This window comes from Amycolatopsis sp. NBC_01307 (assembly GCF_035975215.1).
Classification (GTDB): domain Bacteria; phylum Actinomycetota; class Actinomycetes; order Mycobacteriales; family Pseudonocardiaceae; genus Amycolatopsis.
Window position 1 is genome coordinate 1,907,616 of sequence record NZ_CP108403.1, and the last position, 23,789, is coordinate 1,931,404.

A 23,789-nucleotide genomic window follows, 5' to 3' on the forward strand; every position below is an offset into this window, starting at 1 on the left:
GGCAGCCCCCGCGGCCCGGGAGATGATCAAGATTGGCGAGGCGGCGTCGATGGAAGCACTTGCGAGGCTGATGTGGACTTTCCCGGCACCGGTTCCTGGGGCCGACCGCTCACCCGGGCGCGGTTCCTGCGGCTCGCCGCGGGTTCGGTCGCCGGCCTCGCGGTGGGCACCCAGGCCGGGTGCGGCCCGGCCGGCGGGCCCGCGCCCGTGGACGCCACGCCGGTGCGCGGCGGTGAGCTCACCTTCGCCCGCAGCCAGGACCCGCTGGGCCTCGACCCGATGGCCGTCACCGACAACGGCTCGATCTTCCTGCTGTACAACGTCTTCGACACCCTGGTGACGATCAACGCGGACTCGACGGGTGTCGTTCCCGCGCTCGCGACGTCGTGGACGACCTCCACCGACGGCACTCGTTACGTCTTCACGCTCCGCCCCGGCGTCCGGTTCTCCGACGGCACCCCGGTGACCGCGCAGGACGTGGCGTTCTCGCTCGACCGCGCCCGGGGACCGGACGGCGCCTACGCTTTCCTGTTCTCCCACGTCACCCGCGTCACGGCGACCGCGGCGGGCACCGTCGAGGTCGTGCTCGACCAGCCCTACCCGCCGCTGATCGACAACCTCTCGCTGTTCGCCGCCGGGATCGTGCCCCGGGCCGCGGTGCAGCGCGACCCGGCCGCGTTCGCGGCGGCGCCGGTCGGCACCGGCCCGTTCCGGGTGGCGTCCCGCACCAAGGGGCAGGAGGTGGTGCTGGCCCGCAACGAGCACTACTGGAAGCCCGGCCGTCCCTACCTCGACCGGATCACCGTGCTCTTCGTGCCGGACGACACCGCGCGGATCCTCAAGCTCCGGGCCGGGGAGGCGCAGCTCGCGGAGAACGTGCCCCGCGCGGAGGTCGACGACCTGCGCGAGAACCCCGACCTGGCCGTGTCGGTCGACCCGGCGTTCCAGCTCGACGCGGTGTTCTTCAACTGCGCGTCGCCGATCCTCGCGAAGCGGGAAGTGCGCCAGGCCCTGTGCCACGCCGTCGACGTCGACGGCATCAACCGGTCCGTCTACTACGGACTCGGCAGCGTCGCCAACGGCGTGACACCGAAGATGCGCGGCTGGAGCACGGACGTCCGGCCCTACCGGCACGACCCGGCCGCGGCGCGGCAGCTGCTGGCCGGCGCCGGGATCCCCGCCGGCACCGAGCTGCCGCTGCTCGTCAACTCGGGCGACGCCACCGCGGTGGCCGCCGCGCAGGTGATCGAGCAGGGCTGGCGCGCGGCCGGGCTGGCGCCGGCGATCCAGCAGGTCGACTTCGCCACCCTGGCCCAGCGGCTGCAGGCGCGGGACTTCGTCGCGCTGCTGGCCTACGAAACCGCCGACGTGCCGTCACCGTGGGAAATGCCGCAGCTGACGTTCTCCCCGGACAGCCCGACGAAGGGCATGTTCACCTCCGTGCGCAGCAGTGTGCTCTCCGACGCCGTCGCGGCCGGTCCGCTGCGGATCGCCCCCGCCGACCAGGACCGCGCGCTGCGGGAGGTGCAGCAACTCGGCCTGGACGAGGCTCCCCTGCTCCCGATCAGCTTTCCGCCCACCGTCACCGGGCACCAGGCGGAAGTGCGGGGCTTCCGGGCGGTCGGCACGGCGTGGTGGCGCCTGGAAGACGTCTGGCTCGCCCGATGACGGGGTACGCCGCCCGGCGCCTGCTGGCCGCCGTGCCGACCCTGCTGCTGGCCGTCGCCCTCGTGTTCGTCCTGCTCCACCTGATCCCGGGGGACGCCACCGCGCAGCTGCTCGGCGGCAAGGCGTCGGCCGCGGACGTGGCCCGCCGCCGCGCCGAACTCGGCCTCGACCGGCCCGTGCCGAGCCAGCTGGGCACGTTCCTGGCCGGGCTCTCCCGCGGCGACCTCGGCACGTCGCTGACCCGCGAGCAGCCGGTGAGCCAGGTGATCGGCGCCGCCGCCGCGCCCACCCTGCTCCTGCTGGTGCTCGGCACGGCCGTGAGCGCGCTCGCCGCGCTGGCGGCCGGGACGCTCGCCGCGTACCACCGCGGGCGGGCGCTGGACCACCTCGTCCGCGCCGCCAGCGTCACGGGTGGGGCCGTGCCGTCGTTCTGCCTGGCGATCGTGCTCATCCAGCTGCTGGCGCTGAACCTGCGGCTGCTGCCGGTCTCCGGGTACCGGGCGGGGCTCGCCGGGCTGCCCTACCTCGTGCTGCCCGTGCTCACCTTCGCCGTCATGGCCGGTTCGGTGCTGACCCGGCTCGTGCGCGCGGGGGTGCTCGCGGAGCTGCCGCGCGAGTACGTCGGCGCGGCGGTGGCCCGGGGCATCCCCGCACGCCGCGTCCGCACCGGGTACGTGCAGCGCAACGCCGTCCTCCCGGTCGTCACCTACCTCGGCACGAACCTCGGCAGCCTGATCGGCGTGGTGGTGGTGATCGAAAACGTGTGCGCGGTGCCCGGGCTCGGGCAGCTGCTGGTGCGGTCCGTGCTGGAGCGGGACCTGCCGGTCGTCCAGGGGATCGCGCTCGTGCTCGCGGTGCTCGTCATCGGCGGGAACATCCTGGCCGACCTGGTGTGCGCGGCCCTCGACCCGAGGTTCCGCCTGTGACCGCCGCACCGGGGCTCGCGGCGCGCCGCGCCGGCCGGCGCGGCGCCGAGGTGCTGGCCGGCTCGGCCGTCCTGCTGGCCCTGGTCGCCGCGGCGGTGCTGGCGCCCCTGCTGACCCACTGGGACCCCACGGCGGTCGACCTGCCGCACCAGCACGAATCCGGGTCCGCGGCGCACCTGCTCGGCACCGACCACCTCGGCCGCGACGTCCTGGCCCGCGTGCTCTACGCCGGCCGCACCGACCTCGTGGTCGCCCTCGGCGTCACGGTCGCTTCGGCGGTGCTGGGCGCCGGCCTGGGGGCGCTGTGCGGGTGGCTGCGCGGCCCGCTCCCGGCCGTGGTGCTGCGGCTGGTGGACGTCGTGGCCGCGTTCCCGTTCCTCGTGCTGGTCCTGGCCGTCCTGGCGGTCACCGGCCCGGGCCTGGGCGGTGTCCTCATCGCCATCCCGGCGACCGGGTGGGTCAGCTACACGCGGTTGTGCCGCACGGAAGTCCTCGTGCTGCGCGAGCAGGGTTTCGTCGACGCCCACCGCGTCCTCGGCCTCGGCGGCGGCCGGATCCTGCTGCGGCACGTGCTGCCGCACGCGCTCGGTCCGTGTCTCGTGTACTCGACCACGGACTTCACCGGCAACCTGGTGCTGATCGCCGCCGTGTCCTACTTCGGTGCCGGTGTCCAGCCGCCCGCGCCGGAGTGGGGCGCGATGATCGCGGAGGGCCAGCACTACCTCGACCGCGGCTGGCTGCCCCTGGTGGCCGCGACCGCCGCGGTGGTGGTGGCCGGGCTGGGCGCCAGCCTGCTCGGCGACGGGCTGGCGCACCGCCTGGCGACCCCGGCCGCGGGAGACCGGGGATGAGCGACGACGTCCTCCTGGAGGTGCGGGACCTGACGGTCGCGTTCGGCGCGCCTGCGCACACCGTGACCACGGACGTGTCGCTGAGCGTGTGTCCGGGCGGGATCCTCGGCGTGGTCGGCGAATCCGGGTCGGGCAAGACGGTGCTGTGCCGGACGGTGCTCGGCCTGCTGCCCGTCCCGGGCCGGGTCGTGCGCGGGGATGTCCGGTTCCGCGGCCGGTCGCTGCTCGAGGATCCCGGGGCGCTGTCCGCGGCGCGGGGGAGCGGGATCGGGTACGTGCCGCAGAACTCCGCCGCGGCCTTGAACCCGGTGCGGTCGGTCCGGGCGCACCTGGTCGAAACCCTGCGGGCGCACGGAACGCGCTCCCGGCGGGCGGTGGCCGGCGAGGCCGGCGCGTTGCTCGAAACCGTCGGTCTGGTCCCGGCCGTCGGAGCCGCGTACCCGCACGAGCTGTCCGGCGGGATGCGCCAGCGCGTCCTGATCGCGCTGGCGCTCGCGCCGCGGCCGGCCGTCCTGCTCGCCGACGAGCCGACGTCGGCGCTGGACGTCGTGGCCCAGCGGCGGATCCTCGACCTGCTCGCGGCCGTGTCCCGGGAGCGGGGCACGGCGATGGTGCTCGTGTCCCACGACATCGGCGTGATCCGGCACCTGTGCCACCGGGTCGTCGTGCTCTACGCCGGCCGTGTGGTGGAGGCCGGTCCGGCGACGGCCGTCCTGGACGAGCCCGCCCACCCGTACACCCGCGGCCTGCTCGCGGCCCTGCCGCGGCCGGCTCCCGGGCGGCGGGGCCGGCTCGCCGCGATCCCCGGCGCCGCGCCGGCACCGGGGAACCGGCCCGCCGGCTGCGTCTTCCGGGATCGCTGCCCGGTGGCGGTGCCCCGCTGCGGCACCGAACCCCCGGCCCGCCGGGCCGGGCCGGGGCACGTGAGCGCGTGCCACCTCGTCGAGGAGGTGGCCGGGTGACCGCACCACTGCTGGCGGCGGCGGACCTCACCGTCCGGTTCGGACAGTCCGGGCGCGGGTTGCCGTGGCGGCCCCGGCGGTCCGTGCTCGCGCTGGACGCCGTGTCGGTGTCCGTCGCCGCCGGCGGGACCCTGGGGGTGGTCGGGACGTCCGGCAGCGGCAAGACCACCCTCGCCCGCTGCCTGGTCCGGCTGACCCGGCCGGACTCGGGAGTGGTGCGGCTGGCCGGGCAGGACGTCGCCGGGCTCACCGGCGCGGCGGCCCGGGACTTCCACCGCCGGGTCCAGCTGGTGCCGCAGAACTGGGGCAGTGCCCTGGACAGCCGGTACTCCGTCGCCGACGCGATCACCGAGCCCGCCCTGCTGCACGGCACGACCACCCGGGGCGGCCGCGCGGGGTTCGTCACCCGCTTGCTCGACCTGGTCGGGCTGCCGGAAGCCTACCGCACCCGTCTGCCGCACGAGCTGTCCGGCGGGCAGGCCCAGCGCGTGGTGATCGCCCGCGCGATCGGCCTGCGCCCCGACGTCCTGATCGCGGACGAGGCGGTGACCGCGCTCGACGCGTCCACCTGCGCGCAGATCGTCAACCTCCTCGCCGAGCTGCGCGAACGGCTCGGCCTGGCGCTGGTGTTCGTCAGCCACGACCTCGCACTGGTCGCCCACGTCGCGGACCACATCGTCGTCCTGCACGAGGGCGCGGTGGCGGAAACCGGGCCGGCGGCCGACGTCCTGCGGCGGCCCGCCGCGGCGATCACCGCGGAGCTGGTCGCGGCCGTCCGCGTCCGGACGGGGCCGGCGTGACCACGACCAGCCGGGCCGCCACCGGCCACGAGGACACCGACCCCGGGCTCGAGGAGCTGCTCCGCGAAGTCGCCCCGCGGTACCGGGTGCCGGGGGTGTCGGTCGCGATCGCCGACCGCGGCCGGGTGCGCCGCGCCGTCACCGGCCACGTGAGCGCCGCTTCCGCCGTGCCGGTCACCACCGCCACGCCATTCCCCGCCGGGTCGGTGACGAAGATCCCGGCCGCCGCGATCACCGTCTCCCTGCTGGAGCAGGCCGGTCTGCCGCTGGACACCCCGATCGGCGTGCTGCTGCCCGCCCTCCGCGCCGCCGCCGGCGAGCCGCTGGGCCAGGTCACCGTGTGGCACCTGCTGACCCACACCAGCGGTCTCGACGGAGACCACCTGCCCGTCCTCGCCGACGGCCCGGACGTGCTGGAGCGGTACGCGCACGCCTGCCGCGACATCACCTCGGCGTTCCCCGCCGGCACGCGGTTCTCCTACTGCAACGCGGGATTCGTCCTGCTCGGCGCCATCGCCGAACGGCTGACCGGGGCCGCGTGGCGCACGCTGTTCACCCGGTTCTTCGTCGGCCCGCTCGGCCTGCGCGGCACCCGGGTCGCCGAGCACCGGGGGCCCGGCGACCTCGTGCGCGGCCACATCCACGACCCCGCGACCGGTCGCCTGGTCGAGGACCCGGGCTGGGAGCAGCCCTACCTCGCACCCGCCGGCCTGGTCGTGGCCACCGCCGGCGACCTGCTCGCCATCCTGCGGGAGGTCACCGCGGGCACCACCGGGCGGTTCGCGAAGGCGGCTTCGGCGATGGCCGGCGCGGGCATCGCCACCCCGGCCGGGCATTCCGTGCCGGGCGGCGTCCGCTGGACCCCGGGCTGGGCCGAGTGGGACTTCGACGGCCTGCGCGTGCTGGGCTACAACGGCCAGATCCGCTGCCAGGTCACCCAGGTCCGGGTGGCGCCGGGCCACGACTTCGCCGTGGTCGTGGCCACCAACGGCCTCGGCGGGGACGGCGTGGCCCGCGCGGTGTTCGAGCACGTCTTCGCCCGCCGTTTCGGGATCCGCGTCCCGCCCCTGCCGCCCGAGGTGCCCGCGGACGAGCACGAGGCCCCGCCCGCGCGGGCGGTGTACGCCCACGGGGACACGGTCCTCACCTTCGGGCGCCGGGCCGGGCAGCCGGTGGTTTCGCTGGGTTACGGCCCCGCACTGGCCGGGTGGTCGCCCGCGGCGATCGACGAGGCCCCGCTGGTACCGGTGGCCGACGGCACCTGGGCCGTCCGCTGGCCGCAGGCCCACCGCACGGTGGCGTTCGACGGGCCGCCGGCCGGCGACGCCCGGCCGTGGGCGCACTACGACGCGCGAGCCTTCCGCCTGCGCCCGTAGCGGCTCCCGGCGGTGAACCGCCTGCCGGCACGTTGGCTGCTCCGGTTGACGACCCTGGTGCGGAGGCGGCTCCTGTGCCCCCGGGACTGCCCGAACGGGACCGCCGCGGCCGGTGGAAAGCCTGCACGACGAGCAGGCGGTGGGCAGTCTGCACGCGTTCGACGAGCTCTGCGATCAGCTCGGATCCCCTGCGTCGACCGAGTCCGGGCGCCGGGCCGCGTTGGAGAACCTGCGCGACGTCCACGGCTCGGTCGTCGACGTGAGCGGGAAGCTGTTTTCCCTTCAGCAGAACGTGATCGCCGCCTGCATCGCCGATTTCCGCCCGATCCTGCGCGACACGAAGGATGCCCTGGAGGGCATCGAGAGCGAGCCGCTCGGCTGGGTGCGGTGGCCGTTCCGCGACTGGGAGATGCAAGACGTCATCGGAGCCGGCTTTTCCGAACCGGCGCGCCGGTTGTGACCAGGTGGTGAGGCACAGTGCCGGAAGCGCGGTACGTAGCCGGTGCCCGTCAGGGCAGCGGGCATGCCTGCAGGGTTGCGCTCGATCGGCCCGGACCCGGTCGCCCGACGCGGTTTCCTGGCAAGGACAGGGGTGCCGACGGGAAAGTGGGCCGAGCATGCGTTACATCGAGCTGGCACTCGAGGAGTTCAGCGATCCGGCGCCGGTCGGCGAAGTCGACGACCAGTGGTTGCGCGACGGGGCCCACTCGATCCGGGACGGTCTCGCCGATCAGATCGCCGCGGGCAACGAGGCCGGGCTCGAGTTCTTCCAGGGACCGGCCATGTTGCGGACGAGAACCGACGAACTGCTGCCCGATGTGACCAGCGAAAGCGAGCTCCGCCTCAAGGTCATCGAGCTGATCCAACCGGTGGAGCAGGAGTACCGCGAGCGCGTTCACCTTCTCGAGAGGAGCGCCTCGTACGCCCTCGAGCACTTGTTCGAGCTCGAAGAGTCGCTGAGTTCGCAGGCCTCGATCGCCGAGACGCTGTCGCAGCTTGCCTCCTCGGTGGCGACGAGCGTGAAGACGTTCACGAAGCTGGTGACCGACGCGAGTCCGGTGACGTTCTCGACGGATGAAGAGCTCGACCGGGTACTCAACCTCGCCGCCCAGGAGATCGCCCGGCATCAGCAGTGGCTGGCCGGACAGGCCGTGACCTCTGTGACGCGCTACTTCACCGAATACCTGAAGGTGCTGGCCAAGCGGATGGCGAGGTGCGCTCGCGCGCTCGCCGAAGCCAGGAAGTCCTCGACGAACGACCGATCCGATGTCGAAGCGCGTGGTTCCCTGCTGACCGTGCACGGCGGTAAAGCCACGCTGGCGGTCGACGGACTGCGGGTCTTCTGCGCGGATGTCACCGAAGCCATGGCGCAGTGGGAGATCGCGCTGCAGCAGGACAAGCGACTGGTGACGGGATTGCTCGAACGGATCGCCCTGACGCTCGTGGACGACGACCCCGAGGATCTTCTGGGCAAACGAGCCGCCGACGACGCCTTCTGGATCGAGATGGACCAGTTCATGGACGATCTCACGAAGCTTTTGGCGGGGAACGTCCCGGAGTAGGATCTGTGAATATCCGGCCGCGCGGCGGAGCGGCTCCCGGTGTAGGTCTGAACTCCGGCGACGGGTAACGACGTCGGCGACCGACAATCAGATCGGTGTACCGGCGATGGTGACTACTGCGATGCAGGTCACCGGCAACCGGTTCTGGCACAAATAGCGCCCCCGGTGCCCGCCGGCGGCGCCGCCCACGCGTCGAGGTCGTCCCAGGCGGTCAGCCGGCGTCCGCTGGTGAAGCGGCGGTGCGCGCCCGTCAGCGGGTCGTCGAAGTCGAGCACCTTCGCCAGCAGCTGCAACGGCTTGGTGAAGTCGTCGAGCGGGGTTTCGACCAGGTCGGGGTAGAAGTCGTCGCCGAGGATCGGGATGCCCAGGCCGCTCAGGTGCACCCGCAGCTGGTGCGTCCGGCCGGTCGACGGCGCGAGCCGGTAGCGGCCCAGGCCGTCGCGGTGCTCGAGCAGCTCGACGTACGTCTCGGCGTTCGGCTCGCCCGGCACCTCCCGCGCGGCGAGCACCCCGCGTTCCTTGAGGATCCGGCTCCGCACGGTCCGCGGCAGCTCCAGCGCGGGGTCGTACGGCGCGATCGCCTCGTACTCCTTGTGCACCTTGCGATCCCGGAAGAGCGTCTGGTACTTGCCGCGCATTTCCGGGGTGATCACGAACATCACGAGCCCGGCGGTGACGCGGTCCAGCCGGTGCGCGGGGGACAGCTGCGGCAGGTCGAGGTCGCGGCGCAGGCGCACGAGCGTCGTCTCGAGGACGTGCTTGCCGCGCGGGATGGTGGCCAGGAAGTGCGGCTTGTCGACGACCAGCAGGTGCTCGTCGCGGTGCACGACGTCGATGGTGAACGGCACCGGCACCTCGTCCGGCAGGTCGCGGTGGAACCAGATGAACGAACCGGGCTCGAACGGCGTGTCGACGCCCAGCGGGCCGTCGAGGCCGTGGATGCGTTCTTCGCGCAGCATCTGCTCGATGCGGTCCGGCGTCTCCCGCGGCAGCCGGTCGACGAGGTGGGCCAGCAGCGTCGGCCAGTCGCCCTCGGCGGGCAGTTTCAGGCGGGCGGGGTCGAGCCCGTGGCGGGGCGGGATCGGCGGCCGGAGCTTGCGTCTCATCGTGCCCCGACTGTAGCTAACCGTCCGTCGGGCTCCGGTAGCGCGCGATGTAGCGGGCGGTGGCCTCGGCGTTGGCGGCCGCGGCCGCCTCGGCGCGGGTGCGGCGGCCGGTGTCGTGCGGGAAGCCGTGCCGGCCGAGCCGGTGCTCGATGCTCTCCTCCATGTACGCGCAGGAGTAGAAGTACGCGACCAGCGCGGCCATCAGGACCAGCGAGAGCCGGAGCCCGAGCGGGCCGGGCAGCAGCAGCCAGACGAGGCACAGCGGCACGATGCCGATCGACCGCTGGAGCACGAACCGGGCCCGCCAGTGCTTCGACGTCGCGTCGTGCAGGACCCATTCGCCGTAGCGGTCCGGTAACCGGACGCCGACCGCGTAACCGAACCAGCGGAGCACACCAGGTCGTTCCATGAGACTCATAGTACACTAATCGTTAGTGCACTAATCATTAGTGCGACCAGCGACACGGTAGGATCGGGGCATGATCGACCTGGGCGAGGACCCGCTGAAGCTCGACCGGCAGGTGTGTTTCGCGCTGTCGGTGGCGTCGCGCAGCGTGATCGCGATCTACCGCCCGCTGCTGGAGCCGCACGGCCTGACCCACCCGCAGTACCTGGTGCTGCTCGCGCTGTGGGAGCGGTCGCCGCGGTCGGTGAAGGACCTCGGCGCGTCGCTCCGCCACGAGCCGGCGACGCTGTCGCCGCTGCTCAAGCGCCTGGAGGCGCTCGGGTACGTCACGCGCGCCCGCAGCCGGTCCGACGAGCGCCGGCTGACGGTCGAGCTGACGGACCAGGGGCGCGCGCTGCGGGCAGAGGCCGAGAAGATCCCGTACCGCGTCGTCGAAAAGCTGGGCATGGACCTCGGAGAACTGGAGGCGCTGCACGCCGCGCTGGGCCGGGTCATCGCCGCCACGGCCTGAGTTCCGGCGGAATGCCCCCGGCGTCCCGGAGCGTTGTCCTCTTCAGTCGAGCTAAGGGGCAGTCGTGCTGAAGATCAGGCTGGGCGTCGCACCGGCGCAGGGGTCCGGGCCCGCAGAGTTCGCCGGGCTGGCGGAGCGGCTGGAGGCGGCGGGCGTCGACTCGCTGTGGCTGTCGGAGCTGGTCTACTCACCGGAAGTCGACCCGATGATCGGCATGGCGCACGCGCTGGCGCGGACGTCGAAGCTGAAGGTCGGCACGGGCGTCGCGATCCTGCCCGGTCGCCACCCGGTCCTGGTCGCCAAGCAGCTGCTCACGCTGGCCGGCCTGGCGCCGAAGCGCGTGCTCCCGGTGTTCGGCCTGCGCCCGGCGCGCAAGGCCGAGCACGACCTGTTCCCGGTCCCGGACGGCCGCCGCGCGGCGGTGTTCGACGAGTCCCTGACGCTGTTGCGACGGCTGCTCGACGAAGACGACGTGACGTTCGAGGGCGAGTTCTTCCAGGTCTCGGGCGTCACCCTCGGCCCGCGTCCGGCGAAGCCCCTGGACGTCTGGCTGGGCGGGACGGCCCCGGCGGCCCTGGCCCGGGCGGGCCGTCTGGCCGACGGCTGGCTGGGCAGCTTCCACACGCCGGCGGAGTCCCTCGCGGCCCGGCTGGCCATCCAGCGGGCGGCATCCGAAGCCGGGCGGGAGATCGAAGAGGACCACTTCGGGTTGAGCCTGGCGGTGGCGGACCGCGGGCTCTCGCCGGAGCTGACCGCGGTGGCGGCGCGCCGTCGTCCGGGAGTACGGGTGACGGACCTGATCGCGACCAGCTGGCCCGAGGCACGACGGCTGGTGGAGCAGCACATCGAATCGGGCCTGAGCAAGTTCGTGATCCGGCCGGGGCACGGGGATTTCGACGGTTTCCTGGAGAAGTTCCAGTCCGAACTGGTGCCGCTGCAGAACTAGAACTCCAGCTGCTCCGTCTTCCGCGGCATGAGCAGCAGCGCCACCACGGAGAACGCCGCCACCACCAGCAGGCCGATGAACACGTGGTGCGTCGCGTCCGCCAGGGCGCCGCGGACGAACCTCGTCACCGGGTCGTCCGGGTGGCCGCTCAGGACCAGGCTTGTCGCGTCCACCGACGGCGGCAGCTTGCCCGCCACGTCCGCCGGCGGGTTCGCGAACCGTGAAGCCAGCGTCGCGTTCGCGATCGCGCCGAACACCGCCGCGCCCACCGCGCTGCCCAGCGAGCGGCTGAACAGGTTCGTGCCCGTCACCACCCCGCGCCGGTCCCAGCCGACCACCGACTGGACCGCCACCAGCGTGGGGCTCGACGACAACCCCAGGCCGATGCCCAGGACGAACGCCGCGAACGCCGCCGCCCAGATCGACGACGACGCGTTCAGCATCGCCACCAGGACGCCGCCCGCGATGACGAACACGCTGCCGATCAACGCCGTGTCCCGGAAGCCGATCTTCAGGTAGATCTTGCCCGCCAGGGACGCCGACAGGGGCCAGCCGACCGTCAGCGCCGCCACCGCGAAGCCCGCCACCAGCGCGCCCGCGCCCAGGACGCCCTGGGCGTAGGTCGGCAGGTACGACGTCAGGCCCATCAGGACCGCGCCGACGACCACCGCGACCAGGTTGCCGCCCACCAGCACCCGCCGGGTGAACACCCACAGCGGCAGCACCGGCTCGGCGACGCGCTTCTCCACCAGCACGAACGCCACCAGCAGCAGTGCGCCGACCACGAAGATCGCCACGCTCGGCAGCGAGCCCCAGCCCCAGGCGACGCCGCCTTCCAGCAGGCCGAGGATCACCAGCGAACAGCCGACCGTGAGCAGCGCCGCGCCCGTGTAGTCAACCTTGTGCGCCTTGCGCTCGACCCGCTCGGCGAAGTTCCGGTGCAGCATCAGCGCGGCGATCGCGCCGAGCGGCAGGTTGATGAAGAAGATCCAGCGCCAGTCCAGGTACTCCGCGAAGACGCCGCCGAGCGTCGGCCCGACGACCGAGGCGACGCCCCACACGCTGGCGACGTAGCCCTGCACGCGCGCTCGCTCCTCGACCGTGTAGAGGTCGCCGATGACCGTCATCGACATCGGCTGGATCGCGCCGGCGCCGATGCCCTGCACCGCGCGGGCGGCGATCAGCACCGGCATGCTCCACGCGGCCCCGCACAGCACCGAGCCGACGAGGAACGCCGCAATCCCGAAGAACATCACCGGACGGCGGCCGAGCACGTCGGCGAACTTGCCGTAGAGCGGGACGGTGACCGCCTGGGTCAGCAGGTAGACCGAGAACAGCCACGGGAACTGCGAGAACCCGCCCAGGTCGCGCACCACCGAGGGCACCGCGGTCGCGATGATCGTGCTGTCCAGCGCGACCAGCGCCGTGCTGAGCATGACGGCGATCAGCACCGGGCCGCGTTCGGACCGGAAGCCGACCCCTTTCACGCTGGTGGGGGCCGGGGTCGTCATCGGTGGCGTGCTCCTCGGGGTGGCCATGACCGGAGTCAACTGCTTTGCAGTCCTAAGCATTCCATCGCGGTGGTCCGCACCCCAGCGAATTTCCGTCACAGTGTCCGGCGCGGAAGATGGGAGGATGAGCGACTGGATCCGGCCGATCGAGCAGGGATGGGTGGTCCGCGACGCGGTCCCCGGCCCCGACGTCGACGAGTTCGCCGAGCCCGACCAAGTGATCGCCGCGCTGGCCGCTCCCGGCGCCGCGGACACCTTGCTGGCCGTGCAGCACCCGGCCCGCACGCCCGCGGCGCTGGCCCACGGGCTCGACCAGACCGCGGCCGTCCCGATCGCCCGGGCCATGCTCGAACGGCTCCGCAAGCGCTACTACCGGCCGATGCGGCGGTTCGTCGCGCCGTACCGGATCGAGGGCCCGGACGGCGTCGCGTCCGGCCTGCTCTGCCTGGTCGACCCGGCCGCGGTGACCGACGACGGCACCGCGCGGGTGCGCCACACCGAGGACGTCTACCCGGACGTCGTCGCCGAGCGGGCCGCCGTGCTGGCCGGGCTGGGCTGCGCGACCAGCGCCGCGCTGCTCGTCCCGGCCACCGGCGGCGACCTGCTGACCGAGCAGGTCGAACGCGCCTGCGCCGGCCTCGGCCTGCCCGATCTGTCCACTTCGGACGCCGCGGGCCGCCGGCACGAGCTGTGGGCGGTGCCCGCCGGGCCGCTGCAGGACCGGCTGCTGGCCGCGGTCGCGGGCGCCGACCTGCTGGTCGCGGACGGCAACCACCGCGTGGCCGCGGCCGCGGCGGCCGGCCACGGCGCACTCCTCGCCCTGGTCACGGCGGGTCCGCAGCTGCGGATCGGCGCGATCAACCGGGTGCTGACGGGCACCGGTTTCGGCCCGGAGGAGCTGGTGTCGCGCTGGTGCGCGGCCGGCCTCGACGTCCGCTTCGACGACCACGCCGTCCCGGTGCCGGGCGAGGTCGTGGTCCACGCGGGGTCGGCGGTGCTGCGGGTCCCGCTGCCGAAACAGGCCTGGCCGGACCCGGTGATCGACCACGAGATCGTCGAGCGCGTCCTGTTCGCCGACGCGCTCGGCGTCGACCCGGACGGCCCGCACGTCCACCCGCTCCCGGCCGGCCGCCCGGCACCGCACGACGCGGACGCCGTGGTCCTGCTCGCCCCGGTGGCCTACGCTGACGTCCTGGCGGTGCACGCGGCGGGCCGCAGGATGCCCCGCAAGGCCACGTACTTCACACCGAAGCCCCGCAGCGGCCTGGTCCTGGCGGCGCTCTGACGCTGGGGGTCGTGAGTGGTTAGGGCGGTTAGAACCGCCCTAACCACTCACGACCCGTCCCACCAGTTCAGGACGCGGGTCGCCGACAGGGTCAGCCACTTCGACGGCTCGCCCTCCGGGACGTCGGTTTCGAACCACACCCGGCCCGGGAGGCTGCGGCCCTGGAGCCACCTGCCGTCCGGCTGCCGGGCCGTGCGGATCAGCTCGATCGCCTCCGCCATGCGCGGGTCCGGGCGCGTGCCGTCCAGCCGGGACGCGAGGCGGAAGTACTCGGCCGCGTTGAGCACGTCGTAGTGCCAGCGGAACGGGTGCGAAAAGCCGCTCACGTCCGGCAGCACCGGTTCGCCGGTCGACAGGCGGCGGAAGAGGCCGCGCTCCAGGAGGTATTCCTCGCCGCCGCGGCGGGCGGCGTGGGTCGTCGGTGAGCCGCCCGTCGCGGTGTCCCACGCCAGCAGGCCTTTGAGCGAGTTGAGTGTCGAGTGGACGGACGAGCGCGTCGACCCTTCGACCCACTCGCAGTTCCAGCCGCCGTCCGGTAGCCGGTGCTCGACGAACCAGCCGGCGATCCCGGCGACGTCGGCGCCGAGCCAGAGGCCGTTCATGAGCGTCCACGCGTTGATGCAGCAGTCGACCTCGCCGCCCCAGTACGGCAGGTTTTCGTACTCCCACCGGGAGTTCTCCGCGAGCAGCTCGGCCGTCCCGCTCAGGGCCGCGGCGTCCACGCCCCACTCCCGCAGGTCGTTGAGGACCCACGTCGTCGCCGTCCAGGGCTGGCCGTCCGTCTTCATGCTCGCGAAATCGAAGTCCGCCGGGAAGAACGCGCCGCCGGCCCACTGGCCGTCCGGGTCCTGTTTCGCCAGCAGCCGTGCGCCGAAACCCTCGGTCGTCACGCGGGCGCGGGTGGCCTCCCAGACCGTCGGCGGCTCGCCCAGCAGGTCGCGCTCGACCTGCCAGCGCAGGGCCGGATCGGCGTCGCACAGCCAGGCGAGCACGTCCATCAGACGCCCGTGACGCCGTCGATGGCCTCCCGGAGGAAGTCCGCGTGGCCGTTGTGCCGGGCGTACTCGTGCATCATGTGGAGCATCACCAGGCGCAGCGAGACGTCCTCGCCCCAGCGCACCTGGTATCCGGTGACGTCGAGGGACTCGGCGGCCTCTTCGATCTTGCGCGACTGCTCGACCTCGGCCTGCCAGGCTTCGAACGCCTCCGCGCGCGTCGAGGAGCTCGCGTCGTAGGCGGCCTGGAAGTCGCCGTCGGCCGAGTACCGCAGCGGGACGTCCTCGGCGTTGATCACCCGCCGGAACCAGGTGCGCTCGACCTCGGCCATGTGCTGGACGAGACCGAGCAGGGAAAGCGTCGAGGGTGGGCTCGAGGCGCGGCGAAGGTCCTCGTCGGACAGTCCGTCGCACTTCATGGCGAGGGTGGCGCGGTGGAAGTCGAGGAACGTGCGCAGCATTTCGCGCTCGCCCCCGATCGAGGGCGGTTCGGGGCGTTCGGTGGTCACGAGGACGTGTGTATCACGCCCGGCTGTGTCGTTTTTCAAAAGAAGTGTCGTACCCGTGATTTAAGCTCGCGCGGTGGACTTGCCCGTGATGCCGCCCGTGCGGCCGATGCTCGCGAAAGCCGTGCACGACGTGCCGCGCACGCCGGGCCTGCTCTACGAGCCCAAGTGGGACGGTTTCCGGTGCATCGTGTTCCGCGACGGCGACGAGATCGAGCTAGGCTCCCGCAACGACCGCCCGCTCACCCGGTACTTCCCGGAGCTGGTGGAGCTGCTGGCCGCCGCGCTGCCGCCGAGGTGCGTGGTCGACGGCGAGATCGTCCTCGTCACCCCGGCCGGCCTGGACTTCGAGGTGCTGCAGCTGCGGCTGCACCCGGCGGCCTCGCGCGTGCGGAAGCTCGCGGAGGAGACGCCGGCCAGCTTCGTCGCCTTCGACCTGCTCGCGCTCGGGGACACGGACCTCACCGGCGAGCCGTTCCGGGAGCGGCGCCGGCAGCTCGAAAGCGTCCTGCGGACCGACGCCGAAGGGCTGCAGCGCGTCCACCTGACCCCGCTGAGCGAGGACCCGGACCAGGCCGAGGACTGGTTCACCCGGTTCGAGGGCGCGGGCTTCGACGGCGTGATGGCCAAGCCCGCCGACGAGCCGTACGAGCAGGACAAGCGCGTCATGTGGAAGGTCAAGCACGAGCGCACGGCGGACTGCGTCGTGACCGGCTTCCGCTGGCACAAGGACGGCGCCGGCGTCGGCTCGCTGCTGCTCGGGCTGTTCGACGACGAAGGCGTGCTGCACCACGTCGGGGTGGCGAGCAGCTTCACGAAGGCGCGGCGGGCCGAGCTGGTCGAGGAGCTGGCGCCGCTGCGGGAAAACGCGCTGGAGGGCCATCCTTGGCGTTCCTGGGCCGAGTACGAGCCCCAGCCGGGCCGGCAACCGGGCGCGAACAGCCGCTGGGCGCCCGGCAAGGATCTCGCTTGGGAGCCGCTGCGCACCGAGTGGGTGGCCGAGGTCCGCTACGAGCACCTGCAGGGCGGCCGCTTCCGCCACGGCGGGCGGCTGGTCCGGTTCCGGCCCGACCGCACCCCGGAGTCCTGCACGTACGCCCAGCTCGACGAGGCACCGCCCGCGGAGCTGGCCAAACTGTTCGGGGAGGCGCGATGAGCGGCGCGGTGCTGCTGGACGTCGACGGCGTCGAGGTCAGGATCAGCAGCCCGGACAAGGTCTACTTCCCCGAGCGCGGCGAGACGAAGCTCGACCTCGTCGAGTACTACCGCGCGGTCGCCGGGCCGCTGCTGGCCCGGCTCGGCGGGCGCCCGCTGCTGCTGGAGCGCTACCCGGACGGCGCGGGCGGCAAGAACTGGTTCCAGAAACGCGTGCCCCAGGGCGCGCCGCCGTGGTTGTCGACCACGGTGGTGTCGACGCCGAACGGCACCACGAGTGACGCGCTGGTCGCGAAGGACCTGGCGCACATCCTCTGGGCGGTGAACCTCGGCTGCCTCGGCTTCCACGTATGGCCGTACCGCGCGGACACGCCCGAGGTCGCCGACGAGCTGCGCGTCGACCTCGACCCGTCACCGGGCATCGGGTTCGGCGACCTGTGCGAGGCCGCGCTGCTGACCAGGGAGTTCCTGGGCGAGCACGGCATCGAAGGCCACCTCAAGACGTCAGGCTCGCGGGGCCTGCACCTGTACGTGCTCCTGGAGCCGCGCTGGGACAGCTTCCAGGTGCGGGCCGCGGCGGTCGCGCTGGCGCGGGCGCTCGAACGGCGTCACCCGGAGAAGATCACGGCGCAGTGGTGGAAGGAGGAACGCGGCTCGCGCGTGTTCGTCGACTTCAACCAGAACGCGCCGCACAAGACCGTGTTCGGCACGTGGTGCGTGCGCCCGCGCGTCGGCGGCCAGGTGTCCACGCCGATCGCGTGGGAGGAGCTGGCCGGCGTCGAGCCCGACACGTTCACGCTGAGCACGGTGCCGGCCCGGCTGGCCGAGCTGGGTGACCCGTGGGCGGGCGCGGGGGAGCGGCCGCAGTCGATCGAGCCGCTGCTGGCGCTGTCGGAGGCCGACATGGCCGGTGGGCTGATGGACGCGCCGTGGCCGCCGGTCTACCCGAAGATGCCGAACGAGCCACCGCGCGTCGCGCCGAGCCGGGCGAAGAAGGCCTGACATTGACGACCGTCGCGGAGTGCGCGGCCGACGACGGACTGCTGAGCGCGCTGGTCACGGCCATGACGGCGGAGCTGGTGGTGGTCTACAACCTGCCGGTCGACGCCCAGCCGTCACCCCTGCGGCCGGGAACCCGCTACCTGTTGGCATGGGACGGCGAGCGGGCGATCGGCTGCTGCGCGATCGAGCCGGTGGAGCCGGACGTGTACGAGCTGAAGCGGATGTTCGTGGCCCCGGACGCACGGGGTTCGGGGGTGTCGAACGCGTTGGTGACCTCGTCCGAACGCCTGGCCCGGAAGGCGGGTGGGGCCCGCATCCGCCTGGAGACAGGCGTCCGCCAGCCCGCGGCGATGCGCCTGTACGAGCGCGCGGGCTTCCGCCGGGTGCCGAACTTCCCACCGCACGAGGCCGACCCGGAGTCGGTCTGTTACGAGAAGCCGCTGGTCTAGCGGCTGACGGTGGCTCGGCGGGATCGGGTGCCGCGGCTGCGAGTGGCGGGACTCGGGCGCCGAGGTGCGTGCCTGGTCATCGCGGGTTGGCGGCGAGAACGGGCGCGGGCCGCAGCGACTCGATCACCGCATCGCGCCGGTGGCCGTGCCGGCCACCTTCAGTGTGCGAAAGACGTCACCGGCGTCACCGCCGGGCCGCCGCGATGCGGACGGCATCGGACCTCGAGCGCGGAGACAACCCACGAGCAACCGGTGCAGCTACATCTCCAGGTCGAGGCTGAGCTGGCCGCGGTTCTCGGTTCCCGGGGCGAGCCGCAGGCCCGCCGGGGGAGCGGGCAGCGTCGCCACGCACTCCGGGCACGGTGCGACCTCGGATGTCGTCAAGTCGACAGGCTTCCAGCTGCGCGACTCGCGCTCACCGCAGGCCGACCGCCGGTAGCGGAGGTCGCCCGAGCGGGTCATCAGGTGCGCTTGCGGGACTTCTTCGGGCAGCACGCCGACCAGGTACCAGCGTGGTGCGCTCACCTCGGTGGTCGTCATGGCCGACAGTCTCTGTCGCGGCCGGCGGGAACCCGCGGTTTTGCCGATCTTCGGCGTGGCGCGGGCTCAGGCTTCGTCGGGCAGGTAGCGGAGGATGTGCAGCATGCCGCGCTCGTCGACGACGTCCGGGTCTTCGGCGAGGCAGCCGCTCAGGTCGGCGCGGACGGAGTCCGTGTCCAGGCCGGCGCCGATCAGCACCAGCTCGGTGCGATGTGGGGCTCCGGGTGGCCAGGCCGAGCGGTCGACCTGCACGAACCCGCCGACCGTGTGCAGCCGGAAGCGCGTCCCCGCGCCGAAGTCGGCCTGGCCCTTCATGCGGTAGAGGCCGGCCGGGCGCCGCTCGAGGAACTCGACGAACGCTCGCGGCGCCAGTGGCGTCTCGGCGGTGAAGGTGACCGTCTCGTACTCGGCGTGCAGGTGCCGGGAATGGTCGTGGTCGTCCTCGCGCAGGTCGTCGAAGGACAGCTGGCCGGCCCGCTCGCCGCGGGGTTCCGGGTCGAAGAACAGCCTCGGGTCGACCCGGCCGTGGGCGGTGACCAGCACCGGGCGGCCCGGCGCCAGCTCCTCGACCGTCGCCGTGACCTTCGCCAGCGCGTCGGCGTCGACGCGGTCGGCCTTGTTCAGCACCACCAGGTCGGCCAGCCGCAGGTGATCGGCCAGTTCGGGGTGGCGTTCGCGGGCGGCCTCGAACTCGGCGGCGTCCACCACCTCGGCCAGCCCGCCGTAGCGGATGTCCGGGTTCTCGCTGGCGATCATCAGCCGGATCAGGTCGCGCGGCTCGGCGATGCCGCTGGCCTCGACGACGATGACGTCCATCCCCGCCTCGGCCGACGACAGCCGGCCCAGCATCGCGTCCAGCCCGCTCGCGTCGACCGCGCAGCACAGGCAGCCGTTGCCCAGCGAGACCATCGTGTCGACCTGCCCGGCCACGGCCAGCGCGTCGACGTTCACGCTGCCGAAGTCGTTGACCACGACGCCGACCCGGGCGCCCTCGCGGTTGGCGAGCAGGTGGTTGAGCAGCGTCGTCTTGCCCGCGCCGAGGAACCCGGCGACGAGGACCACGGGGATCCGGTTCACGCAACGTCCTCCCTCTGCCGATCAGGCGACTCTAAACGACGCGCCCGCACGCGGGCGTACACGGGGGACCGGCGCCGGAAAAGGCCGTTCGGCGATTACCCACTAATAGCCGAAGATCGGCGCACGGGAAAGAATCACGCGGCCTTCACTGGTAAAAGTGATCGATTGACGGGAAATGCGCTGCGACATGTCCGGATAACACGTGGTGACGACTATTTTCCGACGTTTTCCCAGGCCGTGGCGATATTTCGGGAGACGCGGAACGTACTGGTCATTCGGGGACCGTGTCCCGCGAAACGTGGGGTATCCTGCCCCGCCTGGTCGGAAGCGCCCGTGCTGCAGGCGTTTCCGGCCGACAGTGTTGTCGGCGACCATCGGAGGAACGGTGAACCTTCCCGTCGGGATGCAGATCACGATTTCGGAGAGTGGGGTAGCGCGGTGACTGCTACGTCCGAGCGGGTGACGACCGCGCCGGTACTTTACCACCAACGGGTGTCGGGGGAACAGAGCGTCAATTCCGCGGAGGCCGAGGAATTCCTCAACCTCATGTTCGAAGAAGGGGCCGCCGAACAAGGCACGTGGCTCGAGACGCGGCTCGCCGAGGTGCGCGCCGAAATCGCCGAAACCGGCACCTACCGGCACACGCCCGCCGAGCTGGCGTACGGCGCCCGCGTCGCCTGGCGCAACTCGGCCCGCTGCATCGGCCGGCTCTACTGGAACAGCCTCCGCGTCCGGGACCGGCGCCGGGTCACCGACCCCGCCGACATCGCCGGCGAGTGCGTCGCCCACCTGCGCCAGGCCACCCGGTCCGGCCGGATCCGCCCGACCATCACCGTCTTCGCCCCGGACACGCCCGAGGGGCCGGGGCCGCGCATCCACAACGAGCAGCTCATCCGCTACGCCGGCTACCGGCTGGAGGACGGCTCGATGCTCGGTGACCCGCGGTACGCCGGGTTCACCGAGCAGGTGCGGCGGCTCGGCTGGCGGCCACCGGAGCGGAGAGGCTCCTTCGACGTCCTGCCGCTGCTGGTCGAGTCGGACCCCGGCGATCCGCGGCTGTACACGCTGCCCGCGGACGCCGTGCTGGAGGTGCCGCTGAGTCACCCCGACCACCGCTGGTTCGCCGGGCTGGGGCTGCGCTGGCACGCCGTGCCGGCGATCAGCAACATGCCGCTCGAGATCGGGGGCGTCACGTACCCGGCCGCGCCGTTCAACGGCTGGTACCTCGGCACCGAGGTCGGCGCCCGCAACCTGGCCGACGAGGACCGCTACGACCTGCTGCCCGCCATCGCGGAGCTGATGGGCCTGGACACCGGCTCCGAGCGCACGCTGTGGCGCGACCGGGCGCTCGTCGAGCTGACGCTGGCCGTGCAGCACTCGTTCGACGCGGCGGGCGTGACCATGGCCGACCACCACACCGAGTCGCGGCGGTTCCTGACGCACCTGGAGAAGGAGGAACGCGCCGGACGCCGGTGCCCGGCCGACTGGAGCTGGATCGTGCCGCCCGTTTCCGGTGGTCAGACCGCCGTGTTCCGGCGTTACTACGACGAACCCGACCCCGCGACGCGCCCGGCGTTCCTGCCGCCCGGCTGAGGGGAAGCGCCCGTTCGGCGGATCGTGACCGGCCCGCGGCGCCGATTCGAGGACGAAGGCCGACAATGGACCCATGACCGCAGTCCTCGTCGCCCACTCCGGACGACACGGCGGCACCCGGCAGATCGCCGAGGTCATCGCCGCGGAGCTCCGCGAAATCGGCCTGTCCGTGGACGTACGCGACGCGGCCGACGTCGCCACCGTCGACGGGTACGCCGCGGTGGTCGTCGGCAGCGCCCTGTACTACCACCGCTGGCGGCCGGACGCCGTCCGGCTGCTGGAGCACCACGCCCGGGCGCTGGCCGAGCGTCCGGTGTGGCTGTTCCACAGCGGCCCGTGCGGCCCGGGTGCGGCCACCCACCAGGTCGGCCTGCCGGCGAACGTGGCGCTGCTCGCGGCGCGCATCGACGCCGAGCGCACGGCCACCTTCGGCGGCCGCCTCGACCCGTCGACCGTGCGCGGCCTGATCCCGCGGCTGATGGCGTCGGGCCAGCGCGCCGGCGACTTCCGTGACTGGGACCGGATCAAGGCCTGGGCCCGGGACGTCGGCCGCCGGGTGCGCATCGGCGTCCCGCACTGATCACGGCGTCCACTCTTGCCCGCACGGGGTCGTCGGTGCTAGACCAACCCTGAAGTCTTCCGGTGGGGAACCGACGGGACGGGGCAAACGTGACGGATCGGCAGGCGGAACCGGCCCAGGCCAAGAAAGCGCTTACATCGGACCAGCGCAACTCGTTCCTCGCGGCGCTGCTCGGCTGGAGCATGGACTCGTTCGACTACTTCCTCGTGGTCTTCGTGCTGGCGGACATCGCCAAGGACAAGTCGTTCGGCGCGACCGCGACGCAGCTGGCGTTCATCACCACGGCAACGCTGGTGATGCGGCCGGTCGGCGCGCTCCTGTTCGGCCTGTGGGCCGACCGCGTCGGACGCCGGGTGCCGCTGATCGTGGACGTGCTGGTGTACTCGGTGGCCGGGCTGCTGTGCGCGTTCGCCCCGAACTTCACGGTGCTGCTGATCCTGCGGTTCGTCTACGGCGTCGGCATGGGCGGGGAATGGGGGCTGGGCGCGGCTCTGGCGATGGAGAAGATCCCGGTGGCGCGCCGCGGGTTCTTCTCGGGACTGTTGCAGGTGGGCTATTCGATCGGGTACCTGATGGCCGCGCTCGCGTACCTGCTGTTCCACTCGGCACTGAACCTCGAGTGGCGCTGGATCTTCGTGCTGAGCATCTTCCCGGCGCTGATCAGCCTGCTGATCCGCGCCCGGGTGCGGGAGTCCGAGGTCTGGGAGGCGACGCGGGAGAAGCTGCGCGTGACGCGGACGTCGGTCAAGGACGTGCTGCTCAACCCGAAGGTGATCCGCCGGTTCGGGTACCTGATCCTGCTGATGACGGCGTTCAACTGGATGAGCCACGGCACCCAGGACGTCTACCCGAGTTTCCTGAAGGCGCACGACAACGGCGGCGCCGGCCTGACCGCCACGACGAGCACGTGGATCGCCGTGCTGTACAACGTGGGCGCGATCATCGGCGGCCTGACGTTCGGCACGCTGTCCGAGAAGCTGGGCCGCCGCCGCACGATCGTCACCGCGGCGGTGCTCGGCCTGCCGGTGATCCCGATCTTCGCGTTCGACCACGGCGCGGGGATGCTCGCGCTGGGATCGTTCCTGATGCAGGTGATGGTCCAGGGCGCGTGGGGCGTGATCCCGGCGCACCTGACGGAGATGTCCCCGGACGCGATCCGCGGCTTCTACCCGGGCGTGACGTACCAGCTGGGCAACCTCCTGGCGGCGCTCAACCTCCCGATCCAGCAGGCGATCGCGGAGTCCCACGGGTACTCGTCGGCTCTCTTGTGGACGGTGGTCCCGGGCCTGGTGGCGGTCGCGATCCTGACGGCGATCGGCAAGGAGGCCAAGGGCATCAAGTTCGGCGACTCGGCGGTCACGACGGCCCCGGCGGGGACGACGGGCTGAGCCACCGGACGGCCCGGGCCGTGCACTACCGTGGGGGCACGCGGGAGTGAGGGGAAGGCCGTGCGGCGGTTCTGGTGGGTGGCGGTGGCGGGCGTCATCGTCGTCGCGGGTGCGGCGGTTTTGCTGTGGTGGCCCGGGGATGACGACCAGGGACTGCCGCCGGCGCGGGCGCGCGTCTACGCCGACTACTCGGCGTGCCTGCTGACCGGCCCCGGCGGGCTCGCGGCGCCCGGGGTCGCGCCGGTGTGGGCGGGCCTGCAGGACGCGTCGGGCGACACCGGCGCCAAGGTCTCCTACCTCGCCGCGGCGGGCCCGGCCACCGAGGCGAACTACCTGCCGTACCTGAACTCCCTGGCGCAGCGGCGGTGCGACGTCGTCCTGACGGTGGGCGAGCCGGGCACCGCCGTGGCGCTCGCCCAGGCGGGTACCCACCCCGCCATCCGCTTCGTGGCCGTCGGTGCGGCGGGCGGTGCGGCGGCCAACGTCTCCCCCGTGGGAGTGACCGAGCACCTCCGCGCGGACGTCGCCGAGGCGGTCCGCGAGGCCGCGCACGCCGCCGGCCACTGAGAGATTTGGCGCGGTTAGGGCAAATTA

25 protein-coding genes are annotated in these 23,789 nt (G+C 72.7%); 18 read left to right on the top strand and 7 right to left on the bottom strand.

Annotated elements, in window-relative coordinates:
* The first annotated feature begins 72 nt into the window (after positions 1–72).
* The 8 genes from OG439_RS08185 (at position 73) to OG439_RS08220 (ending at position 8,145) form a co-directional block, all read left to right on the top strand.
* Entirely contained in the window at positions 73–1,668 is a 1,596-nt protein-coding gene (locus tag OG439_RS08185; RefSeq protein WP_326948758.1) for an ABC transporter substrate-binding protein, read from the top strand.
* Positions 1,665–2,594, top strand: coding sequence for an ABC transporter permease (locus OG439_RS08190; protein WP_326948759.1), 930 nt, complete (start codon positions 1,665–1,667; stop codon positions 2,592–2,594). Before OG439_RS08185 ends, OG439_RS08190 begins: the two co-directional genes overlap by 4 nt.
* Positions 2,591–3,445 (top strand): ABC transporter permease, encoded by an 855-nt coding sequence (locus OG439_RS08195; RefSeq protein ID WP_326948760.1) that lies wholly within the window; start codon positions 2,591–2,593, stop codon positions 3,443–3,445. Before OG439_RS08190 ends, OG439_RS08195 begins: the two co-directional genes overlap by 4 nt.
* A complete protein-coding gene (locus OG439_RS08200) occupies positions 3,442–4,407 on the top strand; it encodes an ABC transporter ATP-binding protein (RefSeq protein WP_326948761.1) in 966 nt (321 codons plus the stop codon). The genes OG439_RS08195 and OG439_RS08200 overlap by 4 nt, the downstream gene beginning before the upstream one ends.
* Positions 4,404–5,207 (top strand): ABC transporter ATP-binding protein, encoded by an 804-nt coding sequence (locus OG439_RS08205; RefSeq protein WP_326948762.1) that lies wholly within the window; start codon positions 4,404–4,406, stop codon positions 5,205–5,207. The genes OG439_RS08200 and OG439_RS08205 overlap by 4 nt, the downstream gene beginning before the upstream one ends.
* Complete coding sequence (locus tag OG439_RS08210; protein WP_326948763.1) at positions 5,204–6,583, top strand: serine hydrolase domain-containing protein; 1,380 nt, start codon at positions 5,204–5,206, stop codon at positions 6,581–6,583. The genes OG439_RS08205 and OG439_RS08210 overlap by 4 nt, the downstream gene beginning before the upstream one ends.
* A gap of 112 nt (positions 6,584–6,695) precedes the next feature.
* Positions 6,696–7,043 carry a hypothetical protein gene (locus OG439_RS08215; RefSeq protein WP_326948764.1) on the top strand — a complete coding sequence of 116 codons (348 nt, stop codon included), beginning with the start codon at positions 6,696–6,698 and terminating at the stop codon, positions 7,041–7,043.
* A gap of 157 nt (positions 7,044–7,200) precedes the next feature.
* Positions 7,201–8,145: a hypothetical protein gene (locus OG439_RS08220; RefSeq protein WP_326948765.1), complete on the top strand. Its 945-nt coding sequence runs from the start codon at positions 7,201–7,203 to the stop codon at positions 8,143–8,145.
* Positions 8,146–8,273: 128 nt separating this feature from the next.
* On the opposite strand, the gene OG439_RS08225 is transcribed toward OG439_RS08220, so the two are convergent.
* Both OG439_RS08225 and OG439_RS08230 read right to left on the bottom strand, forming a co-directional pair.
* Positions 8,274–9,251: an RluA family pseudouridine synthase gene (locus OG439_RS08225; RefSeq protein ID WP_326948766.1), complete on the bottom strand. Its 978-nt coding sequence runs from the start codon at positions 9,249–9,251 to the stop codon at positions 8,274–8,276.
* Between the two features lie 16 nt (positions 9,252–9,267).
* Positions 9,268–9,660, bottom strand: a complete 393-nt coding sequence (locus OG439_RS08230; RefSeq protein WP_326948767.1) for a DUF5313 family protein — start codon at positions 9,658–9,660, stop codon at positions 9,268–9,270.
* 70 nt (positions 9,661–9,730) lie between these two features.
* On the opposite strand from OG439_RS08230, the gene OG439_RS08235 reads away from it, so the two are divergent.
* Positions 9,731–10,168, top strand: coding sequence for a MarR family winged helix-turn-helix transcriptional regulator (locus OG439_RS08235; protein WP_326948768.1), 438 nt, complete (start codon positions 9,731–9,733; stop codon positions 10,166–10,168).
* A 64-nt stretch (positions 10,169–10,232) separates the two neighbouring features.
* Positions 10,233–11,114 carry a TIGR03854 family LLM class F420-dependent oxidoreductase gene (locus tag OG439_RS08240; protein WP_326948769.1) on the top strand — a complete coding sequence of 294 codons (882 nt, stop codon included), beginning with the start codon at positions 10,233–10,235 and terminating at the stop codon, positions 11,112–11,114.
* Here the strand turns inward: OG439_RS08240 and OG439_RS08245 are convergent.
* Positions 11,111–12,625, bottom strand: a complete 1,515-nt coding sequence (locus OG439_RS08245) for an MDR family MFS transporter (protein ID WP_326948770.1) — start codon at positions 12,623–12,625, stop codon at positions 11,111–11,113. The genes OG439_RS08240 and OG439_RS08245 overlap by 4 nt on opposite strands.
* 124 nt (positions 12,626–12,749) lie before the next feature.
* Between OG439_RS08245 and OG439_RS08250 the strand changes: the two genes are divergently transcribed.
* Complete coding sequence (locus OG439_RS08250) at positions 12,750–13,910, top strand: DUF1015 family protein (protein WP_326948771.1); 1,161 nt, start codon at positions 12,750–12,752, stop codon at positions 13,908–13,910.
* A gap of 47 nt (positions 13,911–13,957) precedes the next feature.
* Here the strand turns inward: OG439_RS08250 and OG439_RS08255 are convergent, their stop codons facing one another.
* Entirely contained in the window at positions 13,958–14,908 is a 951-nt protein-coding gene (locus OG439_RS08255; RefSeq protein WP_326948772.1) for a squalene cyclase, read from the bottom strand.
* Positions 14,908–15,414 (bottom strand): DinB family protein, encoded by a 507-nt coding sequence (locus OG439_RS08260; protein ID WP_326948773.1) that lies wholly within the window; start codon positions 15,412–15,414, stop codon positions 14,908–14,910. The genes OG439_RS08255 and OG439_RS08260 overlap by 1 nt, the downstream gene beginning before the upstream one ends.
* A gap of 73 nt (positions 15,415–15,487) precedes the next feature.
* Here OG439_RS08260 and OG439_RS08265 point away from each other — a divergent pair, with 73 nt between their 5' ends.
* Genes OG439_RS08265 through OG439_RS08275 form a run of 3 tightly spaced genes read left to right on the top strand, consistent with a single transcriptional unit; the run spans position 15,488 to position 18,017 of the window.
* Complete coding sequence (locus OG439_RS08265) at positions 15,488–16,567, top strand: ATP-dependent DNA ligase (protein WP_326948774.1); 1,080 nt, start codon at positions 15,488–15,490, stop codon at positions 16,565–16,567.
* The gene (ligD, locus tag OG439_RS08270) at positions 16,564–17,568 is read left to right on the top strand and encodes a non-homologous end-joining DNA ligase (RefSeq protein WP_326948775.1); all 1,005 of its coding nucleotides are present in this window, start codon (positions 16,564–16,566) and stop codon (positions 17,566–17,568) included. Before OG439_RS08265 ends, ligD begins: the two co-directional genes overlap by 4 nt.
* Positions 17,569–17,570: 2 nt before the next feature.
* Positions 17,571–18,017, top strand: a complete 447-nt coding sequence (locus tag OG439_RS08275; protein ID WP_326948776.1) for a GNAT family N-acetyltransferase — start codon at positions 17,571–17,573, stop codon at positions 18,015–18,017.
* 258 nt (positions 18,018–18,275) lie between these two features.
* Here OG439_RS08275 and OG439_RS08280 read toward each other — a convergent pair whose 3' ends face one another.
* Both OG439_RS08280 and OG439_RS08285 read right to left on the bottom strand, forming a co-directional pair.
* Positions 18,276–18,557, bottom strand: a complete 282-nt coding sequence (locus OG439_RS08280; protein ID WP_326948777.1) for a hypothetical protein — start codon at positions 18,555–18,557, stop codon at positions 18,276–18,278.
* A gap of 66 nt (positions 18,558–18,623) precedes the next feature.
* Entirely contained in the window at positions 18,624–19,634 is a 1,011-nt protein-coding gene (locus tag OG439_RS08285; RefSeq protein ID WP_326948778.1) for a CobW family GTP-binding protein, read from the bottom strand.
* 492 nt (positions 19,635–20,126) lie between these two features.
* Between OG439_RS08285 and OG439_RS08290 the strand changes: the two genes are divergently transcribed.
* The 4 genes from OG439_RS08290 to OG439_RS08305 all read left to right on the top strand — a co-directional run bounded on the left by OG439_RS08290 (position 20,127) and on the right by OG439_RS08305 (position 23,762).
* Positions 20,127–21,227, top strand: coding sequence for a nitric oxide synthase oxygenase (locus tag OG439_RS08290; RefSeq protein ID WP_326948779.1), 1,101 nt, complete (start codon positions 20,127–20,129; stop codon positions 21,225–21,227).
* A gap of 73 nt (positions 21,228–21,300) precedes the next feature.
* Positions 21,301–21,807 carry a flavodoxin domain-containing protein gene (locus OG439_RS08295; protein WP_326948780.1) on the top strand — a complete coding sequence of 169 codons (507 nt, stop codon included), beginning with the start codon at positions 21,301–21,303 and terminating at the stop codon, positions 21,805–21,807.
* 182 nt (positions 21,808–21,989) lie between these two features.
* Complete coding sequence (locus OG439_RS08300) at positions 21,990–23,195, top strand: MFS transporter (RefSeq protein ID WP_326948781.1); 1,206 nt, start codon at positions 21,990–21,992, stop codon at positions 23,193–23,195.
* Between the two features lie 60 nt (positions 23,196–23,255).
* Positions 23,256–23,762: a hypothetical protein gene (locus OG439_RS08305; RefSeq protein WP_326948782.1), complete on the top strand. Its 507-nt coding sequence runs from the start codon at positions 23,256–23,258 to the stop codon at positions 23,760–23,762.
* The last annotated feature ends 27 nt before the right edge of the window (positions 23,763–23,789 follow it).

Coding starts and splice junctions, on each gene's coding strand:
- OG439_RS08190 (WP_326948759.1), top strand. CDS start 1,665: ATGACGGGGTACGCCGCCCGGCGCCTGCTGGCCGCCGTGCCGACCCTG.
- OG439_RS08200 (WP_326948761.1), top strand. CDS start 3,442: ATGAGCGACGACGTCCTCCTGGAGGTGCGGGACCTGACGGTCGCGTTC.
- OG439_RS08220 (WP_326948765.1), top strand. CDS start 7,201: ATGCGTTACATCGAGCTGGCACTCGAGGAGTTCAGCGATCCGGCGCCG.
- OG439_RS08225 (WP_326948766.1), bottom strand. CDS start 9,251: ATGAGACGCAAGCTCCGGCCGCCGATCCCGCCCCGCCACGGGCTCGAC.
- OG439_RS08230 (WP_326948767.1), bottom strand. CDS start 9,660: ATGGAACGACCTGGTGTGCTCCGCTGGTTCGGTTACGCGGTCGGCGTC.
- OG439_RS08235 (WP_326948768.1), top strand. CDS start 9,731: ATGATCGACCTGGGCGAGGACCCGCTGAAGCTCGACCGGCAGGTGTGT.
- OG439_RS08245 (WP_326948770.1), bottom strand. CDS start 12,625: ATGACGACCCCGGCCCCCACCAGCGTGAAAGGGGTCGGCTTCCGGTCC.
- OG439_RS08250 (WP_326948771.1), top strand. CDS start 12,750: ATGAGCGACTGGATCCGGCCGATCGAGCAGGGATGGGTGGTCCGCGAC.
- OG439_RS08255 (WP_326948772.1), bottom strand. CDS start 14,908: ATGGACGTGCTCGCCTGGCTGTGCGACGCCGATCCGGCCCTGCGCTGG.
- ligD (WP_326948775.1), top strand. CDS start 16,564: ATGAGCGGCGCGGTGCTGCTGGACGTCGACGGCGTCGAGGTCAGGATC.
- OG439_RS08280 (WP_326948777.1), bottom strand. CDS start 18,557: ATGACGACCACCGAGGTGAGCGCACCACGCTGGTACCTGGTCGGCGTG.
- OG439_RS08295 (WP_326948780.1), top strand. CDS start 21,301: ATGACCGCAGTCCTCGTCGCCCACTCCGGACGACACGGCGGCACCCGG.
- OG439_RS08300 (WP_326948781.1), top strand. CDS start 21,990: ATGGACTCGTTCGACTACTTCCTCGTGGTCTTCGTGCTGGCGGACATC.